The sequence below is a fragment of the Azospirillum sp. UFLA03-27 genome, assembly GCF_059803775.1.
On record NZ_JAUQTX010000088.1, the window covers coordinates 1 to 23,983 of the forward strand.

The 23,983-nt window shown below is 66.6% G+C and carries 28 protein-coding genes; 5 read left to right on the forward strand and 23 right to left on the reverse strand.

All coding sequences use genetic code 11. The features are described from left to right. Nucleotides 1–205: 205 nt before the first annotated feature. The 12 genes from Q4I23_RS15035 to Q4I23_RS15090 form a co-directional block, all read right to left on the reverse strand. Entirely contained in the window at nucleotides 206–412 is a 207-nt protein-coding gene (locus tag Q4I23_RS15035; protein WP_454019027.1) for a CCE_0567 family metalloprotein, read from the reverse strand. Between the two features lie 10 nt (nucleotides 413–422). Beyond that, nucleotides 423–887: a NifX-associated nitrogen fixation protein gene (locus Q4I23_RS15040; protein ID WP_114860858.1), complete on the reverse strand. Its 465-nt coding sequence runs from the start codon at nucleotides 885–887 to the stop codon at nucleotides 423–425. A 4-nt stretch (nucleotides 888–891) separates the two neighbouring features. Next, the gene (gene nifX / locus Q4I23_RS15045) at nucleotides 892–1,293 is read right to left on the reverse strand and encodes a nitrogen fixation protein NifX (protein WP_454019028.1); all 402 of its coding nucleotides are present in this window, start codon (nucleotides 1,291–1,293) and stop codon (nucleotides 892–894) included. A 47-nt stretch (nucleotides 1,294–1,340) separates the two neighbouring features. After that, entirely contained in the window at nucleotides 1,341–2,741 is a 1,401-nt protein-coding gene (nifN, locus tag Q4I23_RS15050; protein ID WP_498526730.1) for a nitrogenase iron-molybdenum cofactor biosynthesis protein NifN, read from the reverse strand. Between the two features lie 5 nt (nucleotides 2,742–2,746). Next, nucleotides 2,747–4,162 carry a nitrogenase iron-molybdenum cofactor biosynthesis protein NifE gene (gene nifE / locus Q4I23_RS15055; protein WP_498526731.1) on the reverse strand — a complete coding sequence of 472 codons (1,416 nt, stop codon included), beginning with the start codon at nucleotides 4,160–4,162 and terminating at the stop codon, nucleotides 2,747–2,749. 189 nt (nucleotides 4,163–4,351) lie between these two features. Then, complete coding sequence (locus Q4I23_RS15060) at nucleotides 4,352–5,839, reverse strand: methyl-accepting chemotaxis protein (protein WP_498526732.1); 1,488 nt, start codon at nucleotides 5,837–5,839, stop codon at nucleotides 4,352–4,354. A 439-nt stretch (nucleotides 5,840–6,278) separates the two neighbouring features. After that, a complete protein-coding gene (locus Q4I23_RS15065) occupies nucleotides 6,279–6,467 on the reverse strand; it encodes a hypothetical protein (protein WP_454019032.1) in 189 nt (62 codons plus the stop codon). A gap of 216 nt (nucleotides 6,468–6,683) precedes the next feature. Then, entirely contained in the window at nucleotides 6,684–6,875 is a 192-nt protein-coding gene (locus tag Q4I23_RS15070; RefSeq protein WP_498526733.1) for a hypothetical protein, read from the reverse strand. Between the two features lie 608 nt (nucleotides 6,876–7,483). After that, a complete protein-coding gene (gene nifK, locus Q4I23_RS15075; protein WP_498526734.1) occupies nucleotides 7,484–9,043 on the reverse strand; it encodes a nitrogenase molybdenum-iron protein subunit beta in 1,560 nt (519 codons plus the stop codon). Nucleotides 9,044–9,073: 30 nt separating this feature from the next. Next, complete coding sequence (gene nifD / locus Q4I23_RS15080; protein ID WP_014239785.1) at nucleotides 9,074–10,513, reverse strand: nitrogenase molybdenum-iron protein alpha chain; 1,440 nt, start codon at nucleotides 10,511–10,513, stop codon at nucleotides 9,074–9,076. 141 nt (nucleotides 10,514–10,654) lie between these two features. Continuing rightward, complete coding sequence (nifH, locus tag Q4I23_RS15085) at nucleotides 10,655–11,536, reverse strand: nitrogenase iron protein (RefSeq protein ID WP_014239786.1); 882 nt, start codon at nucleotides 11,534–11,536, stop codon at nucleotides 10,655–10,657. Between the two features lie 259 nt (nucleotides 11,537–11,795). Further along, nucleotides 11,796–13,034, reverse strand: coding sequence for a hypothetical protein (locus Q4I23_RS15090; protein WP_498526735.1), 1,239 nt, complete (start codon nucleotides 13,032–13,034; stop codon nucleotides 11,796–11,798). Nucleotides 13,035–13,377: 343 nt separating this feature from the next. Between Q4I23_RS15090 and Q4I23_RS15095 the strand changes: the two genes are divergently transcribed. The 5 genes from Q4I23_RS15095 to Q4I23_RS15115 all read left to right on the forward strand — a co-directional run bounded on the left by Q4I23_RS15095 (nucleotide 13,378) and on the right by Q4I23_RS15115 (nucleotide 17,242). After that, nucleotides 13,378–14,265: an NAD(+)--dinitrogen-reductase ADP-D-ribosyltransferase gene (locus tag Q4I23_RS15095; protein ID WP_498526736.1), complete on the forward strand. Its 888-nt coding sequence runs from the start codon at nucleotides 13,378–13,380 to the stop codon at nucleotides 14,263–14,265. A gap of 27 nt (nucleotides 14,266–14,292) precedes the next feature. Beyond that, nucleotides 14,293–15,186: an ADP-ribosyl-[dinitrogen reductase] hydrolase gene (gene draG / locus Q4I23_RS15100; protein WP_038528969.1), complete on the forward strand. Its 894-nt coding sequence runs from the start codon at nucleotides 14,293–14,295 to the stop codon at nucleotides 15,184–15,186. 8 nt (nucleotides 15,187–15,194) lie between these two features. Then, nucleotides 15,195–15,623: an ArsC/Spx/MgsR family protein gene (locus Q4I23_RS15105; RefSeq protein WP_498526737.1), complete on the forward strand. Its 429-nt coding sequence runs from the start codon at nucleotides 15,195–15,197 to the stop codon at nucleotides 15,621–15,623. Nucleotides 15,624–15,698: 75 nt separating this feature from the next. Then, complete coding sequence (locus tag Q4I23_RS15110; protein ID WP_149166711.1) at nucleotides 15,699–16,466, forward strand: class II glutamine amidotransferase; 768 nt, start codon at nucleotides 15,699–15,701, stop codon at nucleotides 16,464–16,466. Between the two features lie 149 nt (nucleotides 16,467–16,615). Further along, complete coding sequence (locus tag Q4I23_RS15115) at nucleotides 16,616–17,242, forward strand: FMN-dependent NADH-azoreductase (RefSeq protein ID WP_498526738.1); 627 nt, start codon at nucleotides 16,616–16,618, stop codon at nucleotides 17,240–17,242. Between the two features lie 148 nt (nucleotides 17,243–17,390). Here Q4I23_RS15115 and Q4I23_RS15120 read toward each other — a convergent pair whose 3' ends face one another. The 11 genes from Q4I23_RS15120 to Q4I23_RS15170 form a co-directional block, all read right to left on the reverse strand. After that, the gene (locus Q4I23_RS15120; protein ID WP_498526739.1) at nucleotides 17,391–18,266 is read right to left on the reverse strand and encodes an SIR2 family protein; all 876 of its coding nucleotides are present in this window, start codon (nucleotides 18,264–18,266) and stop codon (nucleotides 17,391–17,393) included. Nucleotides 18,267–18,414: 148 nt separating this feature from the next. Beyond that, complete coding sequence (locus tag Q4I23_RS15125) at nucleotides 18,415–19,611, reverse strand: DegT/DnrJ/EryC1/StrS family aminotransferase (protein ID WP_498526740.1); 1,197 nt, start codon at nucleotides 19,609–19,611, stop codon at nucleotides 18,415–18,417. Between the two features lie 14 nt (nucleotides 19,612–19,625). Continuing rightward, nucleotides 19,626–19,910, reverse strand: a complete 285-nt coding sequence (locus Q4I23_RS15130; protein WP_498526741.1) for a DUF6129 family protein — start codon at nucleotides 19,908–19,910, stop codon at nucleotides 19,626–19,628. A 5-nt stretch (nucleotides 19,911–19,915) separates the two neighbouring features. Further along, the gene (gene nifT, locus Q4I23_RS15135; protein WP_035672252.1) at nucleotides 19,916–20,125 is read right to left on the reverse strand and encodes a putative nitrogen fixation protein NifT; all 210 of its coding nucleotides are present in this window, start codon (nucleotides 20,123–20,125) and stop codon (nucleotides 19,916–19,918) included. A gap of 38 nt (nucleotides 20,126–20,163) precedes the next feature. Then, nucleotides 20,164–21,315, reverse strand: a complete 1,152-nt coding sequence (locus Q4I23_RS15140) for a cysteine desulfurase family protein (RefSeq protein WP_498526742.1) — start codon at nucleotides 21,313–21,315, stop codon at nucleotides 20,164–20,166. A 40-nt stretch (nucleotides 21,316–21,355) separates the two neighbouring features. After that, nucleotides 21,356–21,667 carry a nitrogen fixation protein NifZ gene (locus tag Q4I23_RS15145; RefSeq protein ID WP_051657911.1) on the reverse strand — a complete coding sequence of 104 codons (312 nt, stop codon included), beginning with the start codon at nucleotides 21,665–21,667 and terminating at the stop codon, nucleotides 21,356–21,358. Nucleotides 21,668–21,690: 23 nt separating this feature from the next. Then, nucleotides 21,691–21,987 carry a nitrogen fixation protein NifZ gene (locus Q4I23_RS15150; protein ID WP_498526743.1) on the reverse strand — a complete coding sequence of 99 codons (297 nt, stop codon included), beginning with the start codon at nucleotides 21,985–21,987 and terminating at the stop codon, nucleotides 21,691–21,693. A 34-nt stretch (nucleotides 21,988–22,021) separates the two neighbouring features. Continuing rightward, entirely contained in the window at nucleotides 22,022–22,795 is a 774-nt protein-coding gene (locus Q4I23_RS15155) for a 4Fe4S-binding leucine-rich repeat protein (protein ID WP_498526744.1), read from the reverse strand. Then, on the reverse strand, nucleotides 22,792–23,340 hold the full coding sequence (locus Q4I23_RS15160; protein WP_498526745.1) for a hypothetical protein: 549 nt from the start codon (nucleotides 23,338–23,340) through the stop codon (nucleotides 22,792–22,794). The genes Q4I23_RS15155 and Q4I23_RS15160 overlap by 4 nt, the downstream gene beginning before the upstream one ends. A 44-nt stretch (nucleotides 23,341–23,384) precedes the next feature. Continuing rightward, nucleotides 23,385–23,576 carry a 4Fe-4S binding protein gene (locus Q4I23_RS15165; RefSeq protein WP_014239802.1) on the reverse strand — a complete coding sequence of 64 codons (192 nt, stop codon included), beginning with the start codon at nucleotides 23,574–23,576 and terminating at the stop codon, nucleotides 23,385–23,387. Nucleotides 23,577–23,653: 77 nt separating this feature from the next. Next, nucleotides 23,654–23,983 (reverse strand): NifB/NifX family molybdenum-iron cluster-binding protein (locus Q4I23_RS15170; RefSeq protein ID WP_498526746.1); only part of this gene is annotated, 330 nt, incomplete at its 5' end.

Below are 23,983 nucleotides of genomic sequence, written 5' to 3' on the forward strand. Positions count from 1 at the left end.
ACACTCGCGTATAATCGTCGGCAGCGTCAGATGTGTATAAGAGACAGCTGGGCGGGGGAGGGTGCCTTCTGCGAAGCGGCGGCAGTTCCCTCCCCTGCGCAGCTCTCGCGCAAACCATAGGTTTGCGCTGACGCGACAGGCGGACCTTCGGTCCGCCGAGAGCGGGGGAGGGGTAGGGTGGGGCACGGCTTACCAGTCAGGCCGCTCAGACGGACGCCTTCTCCAGCGCCTTCAACTCGGCGCGCTTCTCGGTCAGGGTCTTGTAGGCGTCGTAGGTTTCCTGGGCGACCTGGAGGATGGATTGCCAGTTTTGCGGCAGCTCCTCCGACAGGTCGTGCAGGTCCATCTTCTTCTGGGTCGCGCGGGCGTTCAGCTTCTTGACCTCGTCCTTCAGGGCGTCGATGTCGGACATGGCGGAATCCTCACAGATCGGCGACGTCGGGATATTTGCGGATCAGCGCCACGGCCTCCTCGACGATCTTGGCGCCGTCGGCGGCCAGCTTCTCCAGCGACGGGAAGCCGAAGCGGTGGACGTCGCGCAGGTGCTTGGACACCACGACCAGCCGGCCCGTGGTCAGCACCATGCGGCCGAAGCCCTCGTGGCTCATCTTCATGATGGGGGAGGCGATGTGGCCGGTCTGCTTCTCGACCGTGATGCCGACGGCCTTGTAGAACAGCTCCAGCCGCCACAGCGTGTCGGGGTCCGGATCGCCCATGATCGGGATGGCGGCGCGGGCCTCCTTGTCGAGGATGAAGGGGGCAAGGATCGTCTCGTCGCTCTTGCCTTCCCAGGCGCCGTAGCTGTCTTCGGCGCGGAACAGCATGACCAGGGTCTTCAGAAAGGCCTCGGCGAGATCGCTCCCGGCGGCCACGGTGGTGTCGGTCATGCTCTCAATCCTCCTCGTCGAAGGCCAGCTCCTGCGGCTGGCCGGCGTTCAGGGCCTTGCGCAGCCAGGGCGGCGGGTTGCCGTTGATGGTTTCGACCAGACGGTCGAGCAGGGCGGTTATGGTGTCCGTAGCCTCCACCTTCACGGGGTGGATCTTCTTCGCCACCACGCGGGCGGCAGCGGAGGCGCCGATGGCCGACAGGTAGACGATGGCGCAGTCGGCCAGTGCGTCGAGCTTCGGGATCAGCTTGTCCTCGTTGCCGTCTTCGAACATCGAGCCGCCGAATTGGCAGGTCTCGACCATCGTGTAGCCGGCCTTGTCCACCTCATAGATCACGATGTTCTTGGCCCACCCGAAATGCGCATCGACGTGCTGCATGTCCTGGGTGCAGAAAGCGACCTTCATGGAACCTCCTTTGCGGGGCCGGCCCTCCTTGGCCTGGCCCACCACACTCAGCCGGCGCTGCATCCGCATGATCCGCTCCCGCAGTGCTGGCCGTGTTCATGCCCGTCCCCATGAGGATGACCGTGAGCATGGCCTTGCTCGTCGTGGTCCATCTCGCGGGACAGGAACAGGTTGCCGATCTCGAACAGAAGCTCGCGCGTGCCGCGGTAGCCGGCATGGATCTTCAGCCCGGCGCCCAGCCGGTCGAACATGGGGAGCCCCATGCGGTGCAGCGGCACGCCGATGCGCGCCGCCCCCTGGCGCCCGTGGGAGTTCGACACGATCAGGTCGGCGTCGCGGGCCAGGGTCTCCACGTCGGAATGGTCGCCAACCATTACGGTCGCGGCCTTCAGCTTCTCCAGCACGGCGGTCTGGGTGGGCGAGACGGCGGCGATCACCTCCGCCCCCATGTCCGCCAGGAAGCTGGTGACGGCGTAGAGCAGGTCCGGCTCCAGCGCCACGGCGATCCGCTTGCGGCTGTAGAAGAAATGCCCGTCCAGCATTGCGTCGACCAGCGTCTCGCGCTGACGCCGCAGCTTCGCCGGCACCGGACGGCCCGACAGCTCCGACAGGGTGCGGACGAGGCGGTCCGACGCCTCCAGCCCGGTCAGCCGGTCGAAGAAGACGCTGCGCACGTCGGTCTTCAGCTCCAGTGCGGCGGCGGCGACGCGCATGTGCTCGCCCACCACCAGCGTGAGTTCCGACGCGCCCATGGACGCGATCTGCTCCACCGTCACGCCGCCCAGCGAGGTCGCCGTGAAGTCGTCCGGCTGGCGGCCCGACATGGACAGCGACAGGTCGGGCAGGAAGATCGGCGACAGGCCGAAGCTCTCGATGATGTCGCGCAGCTCCTCCACGTCGCCCGGCGACAGGTGGCAGCCGGCCAGAACGTTGATCTGGCCCTTCACGGTCGTTTCCGACGGCTGGACCACCTCCTCGACGATGCCGGTCACCGCGGCGGAGAAGCCGTCCTCGAAGCCGCCGGAGAAGTCCGGGGTGTTGGCGAAGACCAGCTTCAGGCCGGCCAGCGCGGGGTTGCGCTGGCGGAACAGCGAATACTGCCCGGCCATGTCCTCGCCCTTGGTCTCGGTCACGCCGGTGGTGGCGACGCCGATCAGGGCGGGCGCGTTGCGCTCGTGGATGGTGCGGACGGCCTGCTCCAGATTCTCGTAGCCGCCGAGGATGGTGGAGACCTGATCCATCGCCGTGGTCTGGAGCGGAATGGCCTCGCGGAAATGGCGGACCAGCAGGACCAGCCCGAAGGCGGTGCAGCCCTGGCTGCCGTGGAACAGCGGCATGCAGCGGTCCACGCCGAGGAAGGCGAGCGCCGCACCCAGCGGCTGGCTCATCTTCAGCGGGTTGGTGGAGGCCGCCTTGGCGGAGTGGGGGAAGCGCTGGATGGTGCCCATGGCGGTTACGCTCCCACCGGCCTGGAGTCCGGTTTGGCGTCCAGCTTGGCATCCCAGGGGGCGGCCAGACGCACCTGCCGCCAGATCGGGTTGGACAGGGTCTTGTCGATTTCCTCACACAGGTTGACGATGCCGTCATAGCCCGCGTAGGGGGTGTGGCGCTCCTGGTTCAGGTCGAGCCACGGCACCTTGGCCTTCAGCGCGATGAACTGCGACCGGCCGCCCGACATCATGATGTCGGCCTCGCTGTCGCGCAGCATCTTGTAGATGTCGCGGGGCTTCAGGTCGTCCCACTGGTGGAACTCTTCCCCCTTCATCTTCTTGATGCGCTCCTTGTCCTCCTTGGTGGACTTCTTCGTGGAGGTGCCGACGATGGTCAGCCCGGCGCCTTCCAGCGCGGTGACCATCGACCAGCTCTTCACGCCGCCGGTGAACAGCAGGACGCGCTTGCCGTCGAAGCGCGGCCGGTAAGGCTCCAGGCGCCGCCAGACGCGGCTTTCCTCGCGGGCGATGACGCCTTCGGTGCGGTCGATGATGGCCTTGTCGGCACCGCGCTCCACCAGCATGCGGGCCATGGTGCGCAGCGTGTCCGACATGTCCGACACGCCATAGAAGGAGCCTTCGAAATAGGGGATGCCCCAGCGCTCCTGCATCTTGCGCCCGACATTCACCAGAGCCTGGGAGCAGACCACCATGGTCAGCCGCGCCCGGTGGGCCTGCGCCACCTCGTTGTAGCGCCCGTCGCCGGAGATGCAGGACAGGATGCGGATGCCGATCTCGTCGAGCAGCGGCTTCACCAGCCACAGCTCGCCGGCCAGATTGTATTCGCCGACGATGCAGATGTCGGTCGGGGTCGTCACCTCCGGCTCCACCGTGCCGATGACGTGGTCGAGCAGCGTCTCGCCGGCCAGCTTGTTGCCCAGGTTCTTCGACCCGACGAAGCCCGGCGCCATCACCGGGATCACCGGCTTGCCCAGCTTCTTCGCGGCGAATTTGCAGACCGCCTCGATGTCGTCGCCGATCATGGCGGGGACGCAGGTCTGGTAGACGAACACCGCCGGCGGATCGTACTGCTGCACGATCTCCTTGATCGCCTTGTAGAGCTTCTTCTCGCCGCCGTGGATGATGTCGAGTTCCGACATGTCCGTGGTGAAGCCGGTGCGGTAGAGCTGCGAGCCCGACGATTTGGTGCCGCGGTTGTCCCAGGAATTGCCGAGGCAGGCGATTGGCCCGTGCACGAGGTGGGCGGCGTCGGCGATCGGCTGGAGCGCGATCATCGCGCCGTCATAGGCGCAGCCCCCGGCGGCGGCCCCCGGCTTCAGAGCCTTGGAGCAACCCTTCTTCCGCTCCTTCTCCGACTTGGCTTGGTTGGTGGAGCAACCCGGCTCGTTGAAGACGTCCTGGAGCTTTTCCTGGAGCATGACCTTCTCCCGCCATTGGCCGACATCGGCGCCTGTGGATCAGTCATATGCAGGAGGTGTGCCAGACGGTGAATTATTTATATTCAATAAGTTATTGTGAATGGCCTCGTGTGCGATACCCGACAATCGCGGACTTTGTCGGGTATCGCACAGCGTAGGGCGATGGCAGGCCGCGTAAGGCGCGCGCCCTCAACGGGCCAGAACCTTGGCGGCTTCCTTGGTTTCCGAGACCGCCGAGGCGATCTGGGTGATCGCGGAGTTGATCGCGCCGATGTTGTGGTCGACGGCGCTGACCGAGGCCGACGCGTTCTGCATGTTGGTGGACATGTCGCCGGTCACCGCGCTCTGCTCCTCCACCGCCCCGGCGGAGACGGTGACGAACTCCATCAGGTTGCTGGTGGCCTGACGGATGTTGCCCAGCGACGCGACCACGTCGGACGAGACGGCCTGCATGCCTTCGATCTCCTTGGAGATCTGGGCGGTCGCGTTGGCCGACTGGTTGGCGAGATTCTTGACCTCGTTGGCGACGACCGCGAAGCCGCGCCCGGCCTCGCCGGCCCGTGCCGCCTCGATGGTGGCGTTGAGCGCCAGCAGGTTGATCTGGCTGGCGATCGAGCTGATCAGATCAACGATGCCGCCCATCGCCTTGGCGACCTCCGTCAGGCGCGCCGCCGCCCGGTCGGCGTTCCCCGTCTCGTCCATCGCGGTGTTCGCCGCCTGACGGGAGCGGATCATGCTGTCGGCGATCTCCCGGGCCGACGCGGCGAGTTCCTCGGCGCTGGCGGCGACGGTCTGGACCGTGCCTTGGGTCGCACCCGACCGCTGAGCGGCGTCCTCGGCCTGCCGGCCGGCGGCGGAGAGCGCGGCATCGATCTCGGTGAAGTTGTTGTCGATCAGCGCCTTCAACTGATCCAGCAGTTCCACCTGGCGGGTGATGTCGGTGGCGAACTTGACGATCTTGGACAGCCGGTTGCTGGTGTCGAACACCGGGTTGTAGGAAGCCTGAATCCATACCACGCGGCCGCCCTTGCCGATCCGCTTGTACTGGGCGGCCTGGAAACGGCCTTGCCGGAGGCTCTCCCAGAAGGCCCGGTAGTCCGCGCTTCCGTGCTCCGCCGGGTCGACGAAGGTGCTGTGGGGGCGCCCTTCGATCTCGGGCAGCGTGTAGCCGAGCAGGGACAGGAAGTTCTCGTTGGCGGTGATGACCTTGCCGTCGGGGGTGAATTCGATCACCGCCTGGGACTTGGAGATGGCCTCCGCCTTGCCGCGCAGATCGATGTGTTCCAGATGGCGTTCGGTGACGTCGGTGCAGACCTTGACCACCTTGTGAGTGACGCCCTGGCGGTTCTTGATCGGGTTGTAGGACGCTTCGATCCAAACCTCACGCCCGCCCTTGCCGATGCGCTTGTACAGAGAGGATTGGAACTCGCCCCGGCGCAGACGCTCCCAGAAATCCCGGTAATCCAGGCTGTCGTGGAGTTTCAGGTCGACGAATATCCGGTGATGTTTCCCTTTGATTTCCTCAAAGCTGTAGCCCATACATCGGAGAAATTGATCATTTGCCGACAATATGTTGCCAGATGTGTCAAAGGTAATTATGCCATTAGATTTGTCTAATGCGCTGGTTATTTCCGTCGCTTCCGTGTCTGCCAACCTTAGAAAGGTTTTAAAGGTCATGTTGATTGTCCTTATGGCGCAAGAAGGGAATGATGATTTGAGGTTATCGGCAATTTATATAAAAACAATTAATTGATGTTCATGCGGTGTCGCGGAGTGCCGTGCCGTTTCGGCGATGATTGTATTCATAAAGATATGCCGTTTTGTCGATAGTTAATCGGACGCAATTTTTTATTGATGTTGTGGTCATTCTTCCGGTGGTAACGACTCACGGCTCAGAGATCTGCATGCCTGTGCTGTTCAACCAACAGGCATCGAAGAGGGGATTCATAAGAGCGACTGAGGCCGTTTCTCATTGAACTCTTTCCATGGAAAGCTGTGAGTCTGGTGCATCTGCAAAAGGTGTGGGCTGAAGCGGTCAGGACGTTCCACCGGAAGTAACACCTGTACGGAACCGCGTCCCTGCGGTGGCAAGGGACGCGGTTCCGCAGAACCATCGTCAGGGAACGATCACATATTCGGGGTTGGCGATGGCGAACACGGCGTCGCGGTCCGGCTGGGGCGGGTAGATCCACTTGGTGTTGATCTCGCGCTTCACCGCCTTGCCCTCCTCGCGGGTCAGCCGGACCTGCCGGTCCCAGCCCTCGGTGAAGAGCGCTCCCCACGGGCCGAGATCGAGGCAGGTCACGTATTTGGGCTGGCTATAGGGGTGGGTGGCAGGCCGACCAGCTCCGCCGCGGCGTTGTGGCCGGCGACGCAGCCCAAGCTGAGGGCGTGCTGGCAGGACATCGCGGCGACGTTGCCGAGATCGTCGGTGGCCGCCCGCGCCACGTCCCCGGTGACGAAGATTCCGTCGCTGCCGACCGCCCGCAGGAACGGATCGGCCGGGACGCGTCCGAACCGGTCATGGTCGCCGCTGATCTGCGCCGCCAGAGTGTTGGCGCAGGCGCCCGCCAGCCACCACGACGGTGTTGCGCGCCGCCGTTTCCGTCTGGGTGACCAAAGCCTTCAGGTGGGCGTCGAGGGCGTGCGCGCTGTCCAACTGGTCGACGTTGAAGGCGTGCTCGGCGAGACCGGAAATGGGCGGGGTGAACAAGCGACTGCCGGCGGCCAGGACGAAACGGTCGTAGGGCAGGGTTGAACCGGGCGCCGTCGGTGCCGGTGACGTCCACCGCGCTGCGGTCGGCGTGGATCGTTGTCACGACGCCGAGGACGTGGCGGACGCCCACCGCTTCGAACAGCGTGGCGAGGTCCGGCGCCATGCCTTCCAGCACCGCCTCGTAAAGGCGGGGGCGGCGGTAACCGCCGCGCACCCCTTCGCTGGCCGTGATGATCCCCGCCTTCTCCAGCTTCGGAAAGATCTTGGCGACGAAAGAGGGGAGATGCCCTGCAACTCCGCCAGATCCCGGCTGCTCAACGGCGTGTCGCCGGCGGCGGCCAGCCAGAGCAGGCAGTGGATGCCGTTTTCGACGCTTGCGGTGAGGTGTGCCATGGCGTGGCCCGTCCAACGGTCTCGACAACGCAGTCCGTATCAGTCCGCGTTATCCGGCGCAAGCTGAAAAACACAGACAATTTTTATCCTTGTTTATAGGCGAGGCGACTGGCCGGCAAAAGGAAAAGCCGGAGCCCACCTTGCGGTGGGCTCCGGCTCTCCGGGGAAGCGGCCGGGCGGGGGGATGGAGACCCCGCGCCGGCCGGGGGAGGTCAGCGCACCAGATCGAACGAGTAGTCGGTCTCGCCGACGATGTTCGTGTTGGCGTCCATGTCCTCGAAGATCCGATCCAGGATGCGCACCAGCACGTTCAGAGCGCCCTGGTAACCCCAGGTCGGGTAACGGTGATGGTGGTGGCGGTCGAAGATCGGGTAGGTCAGGCGGATGAGCGGGATCTTGGTATCGCGCTCCAGATACTTGCCGTAGCTGTTGCCGATGATGTAGTCGACCTTGTCGGTGAACAGCAGCGAGCGCAGGTGCCAGAGGTCCTTGCCGCCGTAGGCCTTGCCGGACTTGCCGAACGGCGAGCCGTCGAGCACCTTCTGAACCTGCTTCTCCCACTTCTTCGAGCCGGAGGTGGACAGGATGTGCACCGGCTCGGCGCCCAACTCCATCAGGAACTTCGACATGCCCAGGCAGAAGTCCGGGTCGCCGTACACGGCGAAGCGCTTGCCGTGCAGGTGGGTGTGGCTGTCGGCGATGGCGTCGACCAGACGGCCGCGCTCCAGCTTCAGCTCCGCCGGGACCGGCTTGCCGGACAGCTCGGCCAGCTTCAGCAGAAGCTCGTCGGTGCCGGTGACGCCCATCGGGTAGTTGTACTTGGCGACCTGCTGGCCCTTCTCCCTGATGAACTGCAGGGACTGCGGGGTGCAGTATTCCTGCATGGAGATGGTGGCCTTGGCGTGCACGGCCTCCTTCGTGGCCTCCAGCGTGGTGCCGCCGTCATACATGCGGTACTCGCCGTCGGCCGGGGTGTCGAAGTTGTCCGACACGTCCGACAGGATCGTCAGGTCGATGCCGAACAGGCCGGCGATGCGCTTCAGCTCGCGGTTGTTGCCGACCGCGAAACCGTCGAAGCCCGGGATCAGGTTGATCGTCTCGTTCTTCGGGGTGTCGAAGTTCTCCGACGTGCCCCAGAAGTGGGTCAGAACGCCCTTGATCATGTTGTCGTAGCCGACGATGTGGCTGCCGACGAAGGCCGGGGTGTGGGCGAAGGGAACCGGGAAATCCGCCGGGACGCTTTCCTTGTTCTTCGCGTTGTTGATGAAGCCCGAGAGGTCGTCGCCGATGACCTCGGCCATGCAGGTGGTCAGCACGGCGATCATCTTCGGCTTGTACAGCGCGTAGGCGTTGGCCAGGCCGTCGATCATGTTGTTCAGGCCGCCGAACACCGCCGCGTCTTCCGTCATCGACGAGGAGACCGCGGAGTTCGGCTCCTTGAAGTGGCGGGTGAGGTGCGTGCGGTAGTAGGCGACGCAGCCCTGCGAACCATGGACGAAGGGCAGGGTGCCCTCGAAGCCCTGGGCCGCAAACATCGCGCCGATCGGCTGGCAGGCCTTCGTCGGGTTGATGACGACCGCCTCACGGGCGAAGTTCTTTTCCTTGTACTCTTCCGTCTTGGTCCACGCGGAAACCCGGGCGACCTCTTCGTCGGAGTGGCCGTACTCGAACTCCGTCTTCTTGCGCTCGAGCAGCTCCTTGTATTCGGGCTGACGGAAGAGCGTGAAGTGGTCGATGACCTTGTCGGCGCTCTGGGAAACGGGGTGGGACATGCTCATTACTCCTATCTTCCAGAGGCCGCTTTAGAACGGAGCCTTCATGATGCCCCAGACGGGGTTGTTGATGGCCAGATCCATGTCGCGGGCGAAGATCGCGAAGCCGTCGTAACCGTGATACGGACCCGAGTAATCCCAGGAGTGCATCTGGCGGAAGGGCAGGCCCATCTTCTGGAAGACGTACTTTTCCTTGATGCCCGAGGCGACGAGGTCCGGACGCATCACCTCGACGAACTTCTCCAGTTCGAAGGCGGTGACGTCGTCGTAGATCAGCGTGCCTTCCTTCACGTAGTGCTGGGTACGCTGATAGTCGTCGTTGTGGGCGAATTCGTAGCCCGTGCCGACGATCTCCATGCCCAGGTCATGGTAGGCGTCGACCACGTGGCGCGGACGCAGGCCACCGACGTAGATCATCACCTTCTTGCCTTCGAGCCGCGGCTTGAACTTGGCGATGACGGCGTCGACCATCGGCTGGTACTTGGCGATGACCTTCTCCGCGTTCTCCTTGATGGTGTCATCGAAGAGAGCGGCGATCTTGCGCAGGGACTCGGCGATCTGCGACGGGCCGAAGAAGTTGTACTCCATCCACGGAATACCGAACTTCTCTTCCATGTGGCGCGCGATGTAGTTCATCGAGCGGTAGCAGTGGATGAGGTTCACCTTCGCCTTCGGCGTGTTCTCCAGCTCGGCGAGCGTGCCGTCGCCCGACCACTGGGCGATCACGCGCAGGCCGATCTCCTCCAGCAGGATGCGGCTGGCCCAGGCGTCGCCACCGATGTTGTAGTCACCGATGATGGTGACGTCGTACGGGGTGGAGACGAAGCCTTCCTTCGGCTCGGTCTTCTCGAAGATCCAGTCGCGGATGACGTCGTTGGCGATGTGGTGGCCCAGCGACTGGGAGACGCCGCGGAAGCCTTCGCAACGGACCGGAACGACCGGCTTGCCCAGCTCCTCGGACTTGGCGCGGGCGACCGCCTCGATGTCGTCGCCGATCAGGCCGATCGGGCACTCGGACTGGATGGAGATGCCGTTGACGAGCGGGAACAGCTCGTTGATCTCCTCGATCACCTTGTGCAGCTTCTTGTCGCCGCCGAAGACGATGTCCTTCTCCTGGAAGTCGGAGGTGAAGTGCATCGTGCCCCAGCTGTCCACGCCGGTGTCGCCGACATAGTAGTTGCGGCGGCCGGACCAGGAGTAGTAGCCGCAGCCGACCGGGCCGTGGGAGATGTGGATCATGTCCTTGATCGGACCCCACACCACGCCCTTGGAACCGGCGTAGGCGCAACCACGGATGGTCATCACACCGGGGATCGACTTGATGTTCGACTTGACGCCGCAGTCCTTGGCCTCGGCCTCCAGCACGTTCAGGTGCTTGGCGCGGCGCTTGCGCGACTTCTCGGGATACGCTTCGAGAACCTTGTCGACGAGACCCTTGACGTCGACGCCTTCGTTCACGGACAGGCTCATGGTGCCAGTCTCCTGCATGCTCTCATTGTCCGCGCCACTTCAGCGCGGGACCGAGCCCCCTCTCTCCCACCCCGCGCACAAAGGCGGGGTGGGCTGGGGAGGGGGCCAGTTCAGACCTGTGCCCCGTCAGGGACCCAGGTGTCAGGCCTTGGCGGCTTCCTTGGCCTGGAGCTCGGCGAGCTGCTGCTCCTCCGACTTCATGATGCCGAAGTCCATCAGCATCTCTTCCAGCTCTTCCATCGTGATCGGGGTCGGGATGGTGCCCTTGCCCTTGTTCGCGTGGACCTTGTTGGCGAGCTGGCGGTATTCCTGGGCCTGCTGGCTGTCCGGCGCGTACTCGATCACGGTCATGCGGCGCAGCTCGGCGTGCTGCACGATGTTGTCGCGCGGCACGAAGTGGATGAGCTGGGTGCCGAGGCGGGCGGCCAGGGCCGAGGCGAGGTCGATTTCCTTGTCGGTCTGGCGCTCGTTGCAGATCAGGCCGCCGAGGCGCACGCCGCCGCTGTGGGCGTACTTCAGGATGCCCTTGGCGATGTTGTTGGCGGCGTAGAGCGCCATCATCTCACCGGACATGACGATGTAGATTTCCTGGGCCTTGTTCTCGCGGATGGGCATGGCGAAACCGCCGCACACCACGTCGCCCAGCACGTCGTAGGAGACGTAGTCCACGTCGTCGTAGGCGCCGTTCTCTTCCAGGAAGTTGATCGAGGTGATCACGCCGCGGCCGGCGCAGCCGACCCCCGGCTCCGGACCGCCGGACTCGACGCACTTGATGCCCTTGTAGCCGATCTTGAGAACGTCCTCGAGTTCCAGATCCTCGACCGAGCCGGCTTCGGCGGCGAGGTGCAGCACGGTGTCCTGCGCCTTGGCGTGCAGGATCAGGCGGGTCGAGTCGGCCTTCGGATCGCAGCCGACGATCAGGATCTTCTGATCCAGCTCGACCAGCGCGGCCAGGGTGTTCTGGGAGGTGGTGGACTTGCCGATACCGCCCTTACCGTAGAACGCAATCTGGCGCAAAGACATGGGAGGTTACTCCTTTGCTTGGGTCTACAGGGTGTCTTCAATTCCGGGGCGGCCTGCCCAGCGGCCGCTTCGACCCCTTCTCTGCATCCCCCGTGCCAGTTCGCGGGAAATTTTTAAGTTATTGATTTTAAATAATAAAATAGATTGCGGACAAGCGCGGTCCGCTTTGTCGGGCCTGTGACATACCCGACAAAGCCCGACATTTTGTCGGGTCTCTCGCAATGAAACGGAAGGGATGGAGGAATGGCGCTCGGCGCCGTCAGGCGGCGGCGTGGTTCAGCGCGTCGCGGGCGACGACGAGGCGCAGGGCCAGCGCCTCCAGCTCGTCGCCGTCCTGGCCCATGTCATAGAGAAGCTGGGCTAGCGACTGGCCACGGGCGAGCAGGCGGCGCGCCTTGGCCGGGTCGGCGGGGCGGGCCAGCAGGATGCCGACGAGACGCTCCCCGGCGATGCCGGCCAGCGCGCGGCTGCGTTCGGCCAGACGGCGCTCCAGCGTGTCGAGCACCGCCGGGCGCCCGGCATGGTCGAGGTCGGTGCAGAACTGGTGCAGGGAGCGGAGTTGGCGCAGCAGCGCCTCGAACAGCAGCTCGTCGAGGTCGCCGCCGTTGGCGGCCTTTCCGACAAGATCGAACAGCGTGTCGGAAAGCCGCCACGCCGCCGACAGGCAGTCGTTCATCGCCTTGCGGTCGGCGGGCTCGACGAAGGCGTTGGCCTCCTCGCGGTGCTCCTCCTGGTCGTCGAGGTTCCGCATCGCGACGACGAGCAGCCCGTCCACCGAGGCCAGCGTGGCGAGGCTGGCGTGCAGCGCCTTGATACCGCGGTCGGCGCCGAAGCCGTCCATGGCCTCCGCGGCCCGGCGCAGGGCGTGGCGGGTCAAGCGGCGCGACTGATAGACGACGTCGCGCAGGGCGACGGTGGCGCCCAGCGTCTCCAGCACCAGCCGCCGCGCCTCGAAGCGCAGCAGGGCGTGGGCGAGGCTGTCCATGGCGCCGGCGGTGGCGCCCGCCGGATCGTCTTCCGCGGTTGCGACGGGCGCTTCGCCGCGGACCAGACGATCGGCGTCGGCGCGGGCGTCCGCCTCGATGGCCGACACCACCGACAGCACGGCGCCGCGCCCGGCGCCGCGCAGCAGGGCGACCAGGGCGCGCAGGGCGGTGGCCACCTCCAGCGCGCCGGGCAGCCCATCCTCGGCGGTGCCCTTGTTGTGCACGATGCGGTCGATCAGATGGTCGCGCAGGCGGGGCAGCAGAACATCCAGGATGATCGGCGCGGTGGGGCGCAGCAGCGCCTCCAGCAGGCGGCCCTGCGGCTGGCCGAGCATGGCGGCCAACGGGTTGACCGGCTTGGGCACCAGACGTGGGCGATGGGGCTCCAGCAGGGCCAGCACCTCATCGCCGCGCAGCGGGGTGATGGTGCCGCGCAGCAGCCGGGCGAGCGTCACGGCGTCGCGGGCTTCCTTGGAGCCACGCAGCGGAACCGGCGCCCGTCCCGAACGCATCGGCATCTTTTCCGAGACGGCGGAAGGAAGAAGAACGCGCGGGGGCTGTGCCGCCCGGTTGCGCGTCTCCTGTTCCTTTCGCTTCATCGGCCACATGGCCTTGCCTCGTCTTGCGATGCACTGAATCCCAATCGAAGAACTATGGTGTCGTCTCATCATCCGTTCAAACGGATATTTTTAAGATATTTGGAGTAAGCCAAAAGTTGTTTCGGCTGTTTAATCGAATTGTTTTTGAATTCGAAATGTATCGTGGACTGCGCGACGTCGCCCTGCGGTGACGCGGACCCTTGGCGGAAGCGCCGCTTCGCGGTATCCATGAATTAATTGTGGATTTGAGAGTGCGATGGCGGACGGTTCGGCGAGCGGTGGGTTGCGGGATGCGCGGGGGCGGCTGATCGATCCGGATTCGCCGCTGGCGTTGAAGGCGCATCGCACCAACCTGCTGAACGTGACGGCGGAAGCGCTGTGTGCGGAATCCTTCAACGACGAGCCGCGGCGCCTGCGCATCGGCGGCACGCGCAGTGAACACGCCGTGCTGTTCGAGGCGCTCGACGAGAGCCCGAACAGTTTGATCGCCGCCGATGTCTTCCAGCACTACATGGCCTTCACCTTCGGGCTGAACCCGGACTTTTCCGGGGCCGAGGGCGCGGACGGGCGGCGGCGCTACCGCGCCAGCTACCTGCGCCTGCTGAAGGGATGGCTGTTCGACAGCAACAACGCCGAGGGTGCGGTTCTGAAGGGCTGGGTGGAGAGTCGCTTCGGCTTGCTGCCCACCTATCACAAGGAGCCGATCCTGCGGTTCGCTTCCGACGCGTGGCGGACCTACGGCGAGGAGAAGGTTGCCACCCGCTTCCACAACAACAACATCAACCTGCAGCTCGACCTGCTGTACGAATATTGCCAGTGGTGGATGCGCCGCGGCTGGCCGGACGCGCCGATGCCGTCCCGCGCCAGCCACATCCGGCTCTACCGCGGCGTCAACAATTTCGAGGAGCACCACATCGTCGCGCGCCCCGACAAGCGCACGGCGGTCCTGCGCCTCAACAACCTCAGCTCCTTTTCCATCGAGCGCGACATCGCCGGCCAGTTCGGGGACTACATCCTCGAAACCTGGGTGCCGCTCACCAAGGTGGTCTTCTTCCGCGACATCCTGCCCCGCTACCCATTCAAGGGAGAGGGTGAATATCTGGTCGTCGGCGGGGACTACAGGGTGGGGGTGTCGCTTCTCTGACAACCGATCACGGGACAGATCCGGCCCATGACTGACCATTCCATCCGCTCACGCGCGCTGGGCGCCTATCTCGGGCTGGCCTGCGGCGATGCTCTGGGCGCCACCGTCGAGTTTCTGACAAAGGGCGAGATCGCTCACCAATACGGCGTGCACAAGCACATCAAGGGTGGCGGCTGGCTGAAGCTGCCCGCCGGGCAGGTGACCGACGACACCGAGATGTCGATCCATCTCGGCCGTGCCATCCTGGCCGCCCCGGAGTGGGACGCCCGCCGCGCCGCGGAGGAGTTCGCCGTCTGGCTGAAGGGCGTTCCCGTCGATGTCGGGGACACGACACGGCGCGGCATCCGCCGCTTCATCATGCACGGCACCCTGTCGGAGCCGGAGAGCGAGTATCACGCCGGCAACGGGGCGGCGATGCGCAACCTGCCGGTTGCCCTGGCGACGCTGGGCGACGACGACGCCTTCGAGCGCTGGACGGTGGAGCAGGCGCACATCACCCACTGCAACGCGATGTCCGACGCGGCGACCCTGACGCTCGGCCATATGGTCCGCCGTCTGGTGCTGGGCGGCAGCGTGCGCGACGTGCGCGACGAATCGAACAAGCTCATCGCGAAGCACCGGCAATTCAAGTTCCAGCCCTACCGGGGCCTCGCCACCGCCTACATCGTCGATACGATGCAGACGGTCATGCACTATTATTTCCAGACCGATTCCGTGGAATCCTGCGTCGTCGAGACCGTCAACCAGGGCGGCGACGCCGACACCACCGGCGCCATCGCCGGCATGCTGGCCGGCGCCACCTACGGGGTGGAAACCATCCCGCCGCGTTGGCTGCGCAAGCTCGACCGCGACGTCTACAACGAAATCTGCGCCCAGGTGGACGGGCTGCTCGCCCGCTCCCCGGCGCTCAAGCAGGGGTGATTTCGACCATGGCCGACGTGATCTTCTTCGAAAAGCCCGGCTGCGCCGGCAACAACCGCCAGAAGGCGGTGCTGGCGGAGGCCGGGCACACCGTCCATGCCCGCGACCTGCTGTCCGAGCCCTGGACGGCGGACCGCCTGCGCCCCTTCTTCGGCGACCGCCCGGTGGCCGAGTGGTTCAACCGCGCCGCCCCGGCGGTGAAGAGCGGCGAGGTCGATCCGGACGCGCTCGACGAGGCCGCCGCCCTGGCGCTGATGCTGACGACGCCGCTGCTGATCCGTCGCCCGCTGATGCAGGTGGGCGACCGCCGCGACTGCGGCTTCGAGGCGGAGCGGGTGGACGCCTGGATCGGGCTGGCCGTCGGGGCGCCGGAGGGCAAGCTGGAAGGCTGCGCCCGCGCCGGGATGCCGCCCTGCCCACCACCCGCAAAGGGGTGACGGGACAACCCGGACTGTCGTAGGTTTGCCCCCGTCCTGTTTGAAACCCGACATTTCAGCGATGGGGGCCGATCCATGTGCGAACTCCTGGGCATGAGCGCCAACGTGCCCACGGACATCTGCTTCAGCTTTCGCGGCCTGATGCGCCGCGGCGGGCAGACCGGTCCGCACCGTGACGGCTGGGGGATTGCCTTCTACGAGGGGAAGGGCTGCCGCGCCTTCCATGACCCGGCGCCGAGCTGCGAGTCGGAGATCGCGCGGCTGGTCAGCAGCTATTCGATCAAGTCCTGCGTGGTGATCTCCCACATCCGCCGCGCCAACCGCGGCCGGGTGTCGCTGGAAAACACCCACCCCTTCACGCGGGAGCTGTGGGGCCGCGTCTGGACCTTCGCCCACAACGGCCAGCTCAAGGGCATCAAGGACCGGACGCTGACCTTCTACGAGCCGGTCGGGACGACGGACAGCGAGCACGCCTTCTGCTGGCTGCTCGACCAGATCCGCATGCAGTATCCGGAACCGCCCAAGAGCAGCGGCGCGCTGATGCGGCTGATCCGCGACCTCGCCACCGACCTCGGCGGGCTGGGCGTCTTCAACATGCTGCTCAGCGACGGGCGGTATCTGTGGTGCCACTGCGCGACCAACCTCGCCTGGCTGACCCGCAAGGCCCCCTTCGGCCCGGCGACGCTGATCGACGAGGACATGAGCGTCGATTTCGCCAAGGAGACGACGCCCAACGACGTGGTGACGGTGGTCGCCACCCGCCCGTTGACCCGCGACGAGGATTGGACCGTCATGAAGGGCGGCGAGATGGTCGTGTTCAAGGGCGGCAATCGGGTGCGCTGACCGGGGATTGTTCTGATCTGTGCAACGAAGATTGGCGAAATCGGGGCTCAATCGATTGGCGTAAGCGGGCTTATGGTCACCTCCGAGACAAACCGAAGCGGTGACGGTGCCGGACCGGCGCCCCGCTTCCCGGACAGGAAGACGTGACCATGAAGATCCTTCGTATCGATTCCAGCCCGCTGGGCGACGCCTCCGTTTCGCGCCAGCTCACCGGCTCCATCGTCGCGGCGCTGCGCCAGGCGGCTCCGGACGCCGAGGTGTCCGCCCGCGACCTCACCGTCGCCCCGCCGGACCACCTGACCGGCGAGCTGATGCAGGTCGTGAAGTTCCGCAACCTGGAGGGACTGACCGCCCGCCAGCAGGAGGAACTGGCCCTGACCGACGCGCTGGTCGACGAGTTCCTGGCCGCCGACGTCGTGGTGATCGGCGCCCCGATGTACAACTTCACGGTCCCGACCCAGCTCAAGGCCTGGATCGACCGCATCGCCCAGGCGGGCCGCACCTTCCGCTACACCGAGACCGGCCCAGTCGGTCTGGCCGGCGGCAAGAAGGTCTACATCGCCTCGACGCGCGGCGGTGTCTATTCGACCAACGCGGCGATGAGCGCGCTGGACCACCAGGAGGCCTTCCTGCGCACGGTTCTGGGCTTCCTGGGCGTCACCGACGTGACGGTGATCCGCGCCGAGGGCGTCGGCATGGGTCCGGACGCCCGCGCCAAGGCGCTGGCCGCCGCCCAGCAGGAAATCGACGCCCTGGCGACCCCGGTCGCGGCGTAAGGAACGCTGCGTTCCCTCTTTATGTCCCCTCTCCCCTCCGGGGAGAGGGTTAGGGTGAGGGGGTTGCGCTTGTGCCGGACGTGGCGCCACGCGCAACCCCCTCACCCGGCCCTTCGGGCCACCCTCTCCCCAGAGGGGAGAGGGGTTTTTACGCCGCCATCGCCTCGCCGATCCGGCGGACCGCCTCGTCCAGGGGCAGGTCGAGGCGGGTGATGTTCTGCAGCTCCAGGAAGCGCGCCTCGTTCTTCGACAGTTCGCCCTCGATCACCGCCCAATGCCGGTCGGACGAGCGCTTGGCGATCTGGCGGGCGAAGGTGCGCTGGATTTCCTGGTCGAAGCGGCAGCCGAGGTAGAGGAAGCTCCGACCCGCCCGGCGCTCCTGAACGACGGCGGGAATCGGCGTCTGGATGTCGATCTCCGTCAGGATCTCGACGAAGTCGCTGTCGGAAATCAGGTAGTTCCCCGCCGGGGTGGCGCTGCCCGACGGCTTGTAGAGCAGGGTCTCCCAGCCCGACGCCGCGCCGGCTTTAACCTCCGCGCCGCCCGGCGCGTAGTATTTCACCCATTCGCCGACGCCCTGCGGGTGGGACAGGCCCTGGATCTGGCCCCAGCTCCGGCCCGGAGCGGCGGTCAGCAGGCTTTCCAGCGTGTTGTCGTACCAGACATCGACGATCATCGGCGGGGCGGGCAGGGTGGCCAGCCACGCGTGAACCGGCGTTGCCGGAACCTCGCGCTTGAAGATCTCGTTCAGGATGCCGTCCAGCGTCTTGCGGTGGCGGCGCGATTCGATGAACTGGGCGACGGCGGTCAGCTGGCTGCGGATGCGGCCCGGTGCGGCGACCCTGGCGTTCAGCCGCTGCGCCAGTTCCAGCGAGGTGCGCGGGATCGGGCAGTCGACCTCCGGCAGCAGCGCGAAGGCGCCCGGCCCGAGATAGGGCACCACGCCCCGCGCTTTCAGCGCCGCGGCGATGTCCGCGATGATGGTGTCGGTGTCCGTGCTGTCGATGACGGCGGTGTCGGTCATGCTAACCCCGTTCGGCTGGCTTTTGCCCCCTCCCTGACCCTCCCCCGCTCTCGGCGGACCTTTGGTCCGCCTGTCGCGTCAGCGCAAACCGAAGGTTTGCGCGAGAGCTGCGCAGGGGAGGGGAATGGCGCAGGGGAAGGAAAATTGCTTACAAATAGATCGCCGCGCCCGCTCCCGTGTTGACGGTGGCGTCCTTCAGCGTGTCCACGATGAACTGCACCTCGTCGGCGGTGACCTTGTGGTGCAGCGGCAGGGCCAGCACGCGGTCGACCGTCTTCTGGCAGACCGGGCAGTCGGCCCGGCTGGCGCCGCGCTCTTGGTAATATTGTTGGGTGTAGAGCGCCTGCCCGTAGTCCGACGCCTCGACGTCGTGCGTCGCCAAGTCCTCCAGCACCGCCTTGCGCCCCGAGGCGGTGAAGCGGGTGCCGAGGTGGACGGCGTAGACCATCGGGTGCACGTCGTCGGCGCCCGGCCCCTTGTAGGGCGGCTTGATGCCCTCGAAGGAGGCCATAGCCGCCTCGTAGTGGGCGACCACCTCCCGGCGCTTCGCCAGGATTTCCGGCAGGCGCTTCAACTGGACGAGGCCCAGCGCGGCGGTCAGGTTGCTCATGCCCGCCTGGAAGGGAATGGTGCGGGTGATGACCACCGTGTTGCGGTGCTCCATCTCGCGCCGGCGCAGGTAGCGGAGCTGGTGGGCGAGGTTGCGGTCGTCGGTGACGATCATACCGCCCTCGCCGGTCACCAGCACGCCGGGTTCGGAAAAGTCGAAGACCGCGCAGTCGCCAAAGCTGCCGACCAGCTTCCCCTTGTAGGAGGAGCCGATGGCCTCGGTCGAATCCTCGATCAGGATCAGGCCCTTGTCCGACGCGAGCGCGCGCAGCTCGTCCCAATGGGCGGGGTGGCCGTTGACGTTGCCGGCCAGGATGGCCTTGGTCCGCGGCGTGATCTTGGCCTCGGCCTTCGCCGGGTTGATGGTGTGCTGCCAGTAGTCGATGTCGACGAAGACCGGCTCCGCGCCGGCCAGCGCGATGGCGTGCTGCACCTGATGCCAGCCGAAGGGGGAGCAGAGAACCTCGTCCCCCGGCCCGATGCCGTAGGCCTTGAGCACCATCAGCGTGGCGATGGTACCGCTAGACACCGCGACCGCGTGCGCGCGGCCGAGCCAGGCGGCGAAGGCCTTCTCGAACCCCTCCGTCATCCGCCCGTCGCCGAGGCTGCCGGAGGTGAGGATGCGGCTGATGACCGCCACCTCCGCTTCCGAAATGTCCGGGTCGATCAACGGGATGTAGTCGCCGAGTTCGCCGTCCTGGTCGTCTTCGGCTGAGTCGTCCGGGGGCATCGTCATTCCGCGATCCTCATTCAGTCGTCCTCGTCCCGTTGCGCGATCACCACGCCGGTCGCCGTCTCCGGCGTGTTGGTGATGAGCCAGCAATGGTTGGTGCCGTCGACGAGGTAGAGGTTGAAGCCGGGCTCTTCCCGGAAGGCGTCCTCCGCCATCACCGCGGCGTGCGCCCCGGTGACGTTGGACAGGTCCGGGTTCGCCTCGCGCACGGCGCGGACGACGCTGTCGAGGCGGGTGCCGTCCGCGAAGAGCTTGCCGGCCAGGGCGGCGATGGCGTCGATCCGTTCCGGGGACAGGGCCATGGCGGTCACTCCGCGCCGCGCTTCTTGGCCTCGACGGTGATGGGCAGGCGGGTGTCCGCCGGCATCTCCGGCAGGTCCAGCGTCCAGCCGTTGGCGACCTTGACCCAGCCGCCCCACAGGCCCGGCTTCTCCATTTCGGTGATGGGCTCCTCCAGGTCCTTCTTGGCGACGTAGATCGTGTATTGCTCACCGGCCTTGCGCACCATCACCTTCATGTCACTCTCCAGTCGTCGTGTTTTTAACTGTCGTTTGGTCAGGCCGCGATCCGCGCGTAGAGCGCGGGAAACTCGTTGAGGACCGATTCCACCTCCTCCGCCGTGGTGCAGCGGCTGAGGGAGAAGCGTAGGCTGGCCGCCGCCTCCGCCGGGGTCAGGCCCATGGCGGTCAGGACGTGGCTCGGTTTGTTGCCGCCGGACGCGCAGGCCGCCCCCATGGAGACGGCGATGCCGGCGCGGTCGAGCCGCATCAGCAGCTCCTCCGCGTCCAGCGGGCGGCCCTGCGGGTCGGCGAAGCGGATGTTGCTGGTGTTGGACAAGCGGGCTGCCCCTTCGCCGTTGACCCGGCTGCCCGGCCAAGCGGCGAGCACGCCGCGCTCCAGCCGGTCGCGCAGGATCGCCAGCCCGCCGGCCTCCGCCACCGTGGCGGCGGCGCGGTCGGCGGCGACGCCGAAGCCGACGATGGCCGGCACATTCTCCGTCCCGCCGCGGCGGTGGCGCTCCTGATGGCCGTGGATCAGCGGGGCGAAGGGCACGCCCTTGCGGATGAAGAGGGCGCCGATGCCCTTCGGCCCGTGCATCTTGTGAGCGGACAGGGTCAGCAGGTCGGCGTTCACCGCGTCCACCTTGATGGGCAGCCGCCCGGCGGCCTGCACTGCGTCGGTGTGGAACAGGGCGCCGCGCGCCTGGGCGATGTCGGCGGCGGCGCCGACCGGCTGGATCGCGCCGGTCTCGTTGTTCGCCCATAGGACGGAGACCAGCGCCGTCTCGGGTGTCACGGCGTCGCGCAGGTCGGCGAGCGCGATGGTGCCGGTGCCGTCCACCGGCAGGACGGTGACCCGCCAGCCCTGCCGCTCCAGATCCTCCGCCAGCATCAGGGTCGAGGGATGCTCGATCGCCGTGGTGACGAGGTGGCGGCGCTCCGGACGCTCCGCCGCGACGGCGCGCAGCGTGCCGATCAGGGCCGTGTGGTTGGCCTCCGTCGCGCTGGAGGTGAAGAGGATCTCCGCCGCCTTCGCGCCGACCAGCGCCGCCACCTGAGAGCGCGCCTCGCCCACCGCCCGCTTGGCCGCCATGCCGGCGGTGTGCGGGCTGGAGGGGTTGCCGAACTCTCCGAACAGGTGCGGCAGCATCGCCTCCCGCACCTCGGGCGCCAGCGGGGTCGTCGCGTTGTTGTCGAGATAGATCATGGGTCCATCGGAAGCCGTGGCACGGGTGGGCGGAACCGCATCAGTCCATCACGCCGGGGACACCGCGGCGGCGGCCGTCGGCGGGAGTTATCTCCTCCTCCAGGCAGCCGACGACGACGCCGGCCGGGAACTCCACCAGATAGACGGGGATCTGCGTGCCCTCGGCGTGGCCGATGCGCACGATGGTGCCGGGCGTGCCCTTGGGAGCCAGCAGCGCGCCGTCCTCGGCGTTGGGGTGACTGCCGTCGTTGTGGAGGTCCACCGCGGCGGTGACCGCCAGACCCCAGTCGTAGAGCGGTTCGCGGGGCGGGATGAAGCCGGGCTTCTTCGCTTCGGTGACGGCGTCGCTCATCGCGTGCTCCTTGGGCAAGACGGTCATTGCGGGTCGTTGCAGCGGGCGTCGACCAGTTCGAGTTCCTTGACGCGCATGCCGACGATGATGCGCTTCTCGTAAAAATCGATGCCGTAAATGTAATACATCTGCAGGTAGGTTCCGATCGACTTCACATAGCCGACGTCCCCGGTGCGGATCAGGAAGTCGCCCATCGGGCGCCCGGGATAGGTGCCGTCGTTGCGCACGTCGCGAAGCGCGCGGACCTTCTGGCCCTCCTCGAAGGCGGGGCGGTCTTCCAGTTCGATCGGTTCGTTCGGATCGCGGGCGCGCTCGCGCATTCGGTGCTCCTTGGTCCGGTCAGTAGGGGTCCGGTCAGTCGGGGATCAGGTCGCCGGTGGCGGGCAGTCCGGCGCGGCGCTTCTGCGCCACGGTGCGGACGTCGTCCACCGGGTCTTCGGTCAGCGGGGCGAGGTCTTCGGGCGGCAGGCGGCTGGCGACGACGAAGCGCACGCACCAGTCCGCGTCGCGGATCAGCGCGGCCAGCTTTTCCGGCGGCAGGCGTCGGGCGACGACCATGCGCACGCGGGCGCTGTCGTCCCAGGCCATGCTCATCAGCCACTCCAGCCCGATGCGGTTGGCGACCTCCAACCGGATTTCCGGGTCCTCGTCGTGCATCATCGCCGGCAGCATGCCCTCGGGCACGCGGCGGGCGACGCGCAGGCGCACGGAGTAATCGGGGTCGCGCATCAGCGGCGCGAGGTCGGCGTCCTCCAGCCGGGAGGCGACGGCGATGCGCACCTCGCGGTCGGGGTCGCCGCGCATCTTCAGCAGCAGGCGGCGGGGCAGGCGGCGGGCGACGGCGGCGCGCACCGTCTCGTCGGGATCGTCCATCAGCCGCGGCACGATGAAGATCGGCGCGAAGCGGGCGGCGTTGGCGCGGACCTCGAAATAGGGATGGTCGAGATGCTCGCCGGCCAGATCGTCGTTCCATTGGAAGAAGCGCTGGATGCGCTTGGCGTAGCGGTCGTGCACGCAGGCGCGCAGCGGCTCGCAGCGCCCCTCGGCCAGACGGTCGCGGTAGGCGCAGCCATCGCAATCGACGGAGGTGCCCAGCCAGTCCAGCGCCTTGTCGATGTCGTCGCTCATGCATCGTCCTCCGGGCCGGCTTCGAAACGATCGGCGGCGGCGAGCAGGCGGGTGGTTCCGAAGCGGTCCTTCGGGTCCAGCTCCCGGACCTTGTTCAGGGCCTCGCGCCCTTCGGCCAGACGGCCCAGGCGCAGATGCAGGTAGCCGACCGCGGTCAGGGCGAACAGGAACAGGCGTGGGGCCGGCTCCAGACCCGCGAAGTCCACCCCCAATGACTTGGAAGAATCCTGGCCGACCATGCGCCAGTCGGTGTGGTTCAGGCCGATGGCGGCCATGGCGTGGCCGAGCATCCGCTCGCCGTAGAGCAGGGCGGTGTCCAGGTTCGCCTTGTAGAAGTGGAACTTGTAATGGCCGAGATCGACCAGCCGGTGGCCCGGCGCCAGCTCGGCGGCGCGGGCGAGGTAGCGCTGCGCCGCCTCGGCGTCGGCGTGGCTGGCGGCGGCGAGATGCAGGAACCGCTCCGCCTCGGGCGGCAGGTCGCCGCCGTAGTAACGGCGGTTGAGCCAGCCTTCATCCACCTCGTCCAGCATGGCGGTGCGCTCCATGGACACCCTCTCCCGTGATGGGACGGGAGAGGGGTTTCGGGCGATCAGGCCGGGACGCAGCAGTCGGCCGGGCAGACCGAGGCGCACTGCGGGCTGGAGAACTGGCCCTTGCACTCGGTGCACAGGTCCGCGTTGATGGCGTAGGCGCCCTTCTTGAAGCTGATGGCGTTGTTCGGGCACTCGGCCTCGCAGGCGCCGCAGGCGGTGCAGTCGGAAGCCTTGATCTTGTAAGCCATGACACTCTCCTTGCAGATGGGGCGGCTGTTGCGGCGGGCCGCCGGGTAAGTCCGTGGGGTGATCGGGTGTTCGGGTGTCAGGCGCGCAGGGCGGTGAAGGCGCCGGTGCGGATCACCGCGTCCTGCCCCTCGCGGGCGTTGATCGCACCTTGGCCGAGGCGCTCGGCGTAGTCCTTGAAGTAGGTCAATGCCGACTCCTCGATGTATTCGAAGGCGAAGCGGTCAACCGGCTCGATGCCCGCGTCCTTGAGGTTCTGCGACGGGCAGCCGCCGATCTTGGCGACGAAGACGGCGGTGCAGTCGTTGATCGCCGACAGCACACCGCCGAGCGCGTCCTCGTCGCCCGAACCGCCTTCGCAATACTGGTCGACGCGGCGGTGGCCGACGAACTTGGCGCCCTTCGGACC

Coding starts and splice junctions, on each gene's coding strand:
- nifE (WP_498526731.1), bottom strand. CDS start 4,162: ATGCTCCAGGAAAAGCTCCAGGACGTCTTCAACGAGCCGGGTTGCTCC.
- Q4I23_RS15140 (WP_498526742.1), bottom strand. CDS start 21,315: ATGATCTATCTCGACAACAACGCGACGACCCCGCTGGCGCCCGAGGTG.
- Q4I23_RS15090 (WP_498526735.1), bottom strand. CDS start 13,034: ATGCGTTCGGGACGGGCGCCGGTTCCGCTGCGTGGCTCCAAGGAAGCC.
- Q4I23_RS15040 (WP_114860858.1), bottom strand. CDS start 887: ATGACCGACACCACCGTGGCCGCCGGGAGCGATCTCGCCGAGGCCTTT.
- Q4I23_RS15165 (WP_014239802.1), bottom strand. CDS start 23,576: ATGGCTTACAAGATCAAGGCTTCCGACTGCACCGCCTGCGGCGCCTGC.
- Q4I23_RS15130 (WP_498526741.1), bottom strand. CDS start 19,910: ATGGCCCTGTCCCCGGAACGGATCGACGCCATCGCCGCCCTGGCCGGC.
- Q4I23_RS15060 (WP_498526732.1), bottom strand. CDS start 5,839: ATGACCTTTAAAACCTTTCTAAGGTTGGCAGACACGGAAGCGACGGAA.
- nifK (WP_498526734.1), bottom strand. CDS start 9,043: ATGTCCCACCCCGTTTCCCAGAGCGCCGACAAGGTCATCGACCACTTC.
- Q4I23_RS15035 (WP_454019027.1), bottom strand. CDS start 412: ATGTCCGACATCGACGCCCTGAAGGACGAGGTCAAGAAGCTGAACGCC.
- Q4I23_RS15115 (WP_498526738.1), top strand. CDS start 16,616: ATGAAGATCCTTCGTATCGATTCCAGCCCGCTGGGCGACGCCTCCGTT.
- nifD (WP_014239785.1), bottom strand. CDS start 10,513: ATGAGCCTGTCCGTGAACGAAGGCGTCGACGTCAAGGGTCTCGTCGAC.
- Q4I23_RS15150 (WP_498526743.1), bottom strand. CDS start 21,987: ATGCGCGAGCGCGCCCGCGATCCGAACGAACCGATCGAACTGGAAGAC.
- draG (WP_038528969.1), top strand. CDS start 14,293: ATGACTGACCATTCCATCCGCTCACGCGCGCTGGGCGCCTATCTCGGG.
- Q4I23_RS15125 (WP_498526740.1), bottom strand. CDS start 19,611: ATGACGATGCCCCCGGACGACTCAGCCGAAGACGACCAGGACGGCGAA.
- Q4I23_RS15095 (WP_498526736.1), top strand. CDS start 13,378: ATGGCGGACGGTTCGGCGAGCGGTGGGTTGCGGGATGCGCGGGGGCGG.
- Q4I23_RS15105 (WP_498526737.1), top strand. CDS start 15,195: ATGGCCGACGTGATCTTCTTCGAAAAGCCCGGCTGCGCCGGCAACAAC.
- Q4I23_RS15160 (WP_498526745.1), bottom strand. CDS start 23,340: ATGGAGCGCACCGCCATGCTGGACGAGGTGGATGAAGGCTGGCTCAAC.
- Q4I23_RS15145 (WP_051657911.1), bottom strand. CDS start 21,667: ATGAGCGACGCCGTCACCGAAGCGAAGAAGCCCGGCTTCATCCCGCCC.
- Q4I23_RS15155 (WP_498526744.1), bottom strand. CDS start 22,795: ATGAGCGACGACATCGACAAGGCGCTGGACTGGCTGGGCACCTCCGTC.
- Q4I23_RS15120 (WP_498526739.1), bottom strand. CDS start 18,266: ATGACCGACACCGCCGTCATCGACAGCACGGACACCGACACCATCATC.
- nifN (WP_498526730.1), bottom strand. CDS start 2,741: ATGGGCACCATCCAGCGCTTCCCCCACTCCGCCAAGGCGGCCTCCACC.
- nifT (WP_035672252.1), bottom strand. CDS start 20,125: ATGAAGGTGATGGTGCGCAAGGCCGGTGAGCAATACACGATCTACGTC.
- nifX (WP_454019028.1), bottom strand. CDS start 1,293: ATGAAGGTCGCTTTCTGCACCCAGGACATGCAGCACGTCGATGCGCAT.
- Q4I23_RS15110 (WP_149166711.1), top strand. CDS start 15,699: ATGTGCGAACTCCTGGGCATGAGCGCCAACGTGCCCACGGACATCTGC.
- nifH (WP_014239786.1), bottom strand. CDS start 11,536: ATGTCTTTGCGCCAGATTGCGTTCTACGGTAAGGGCGGTATCGGCAAG.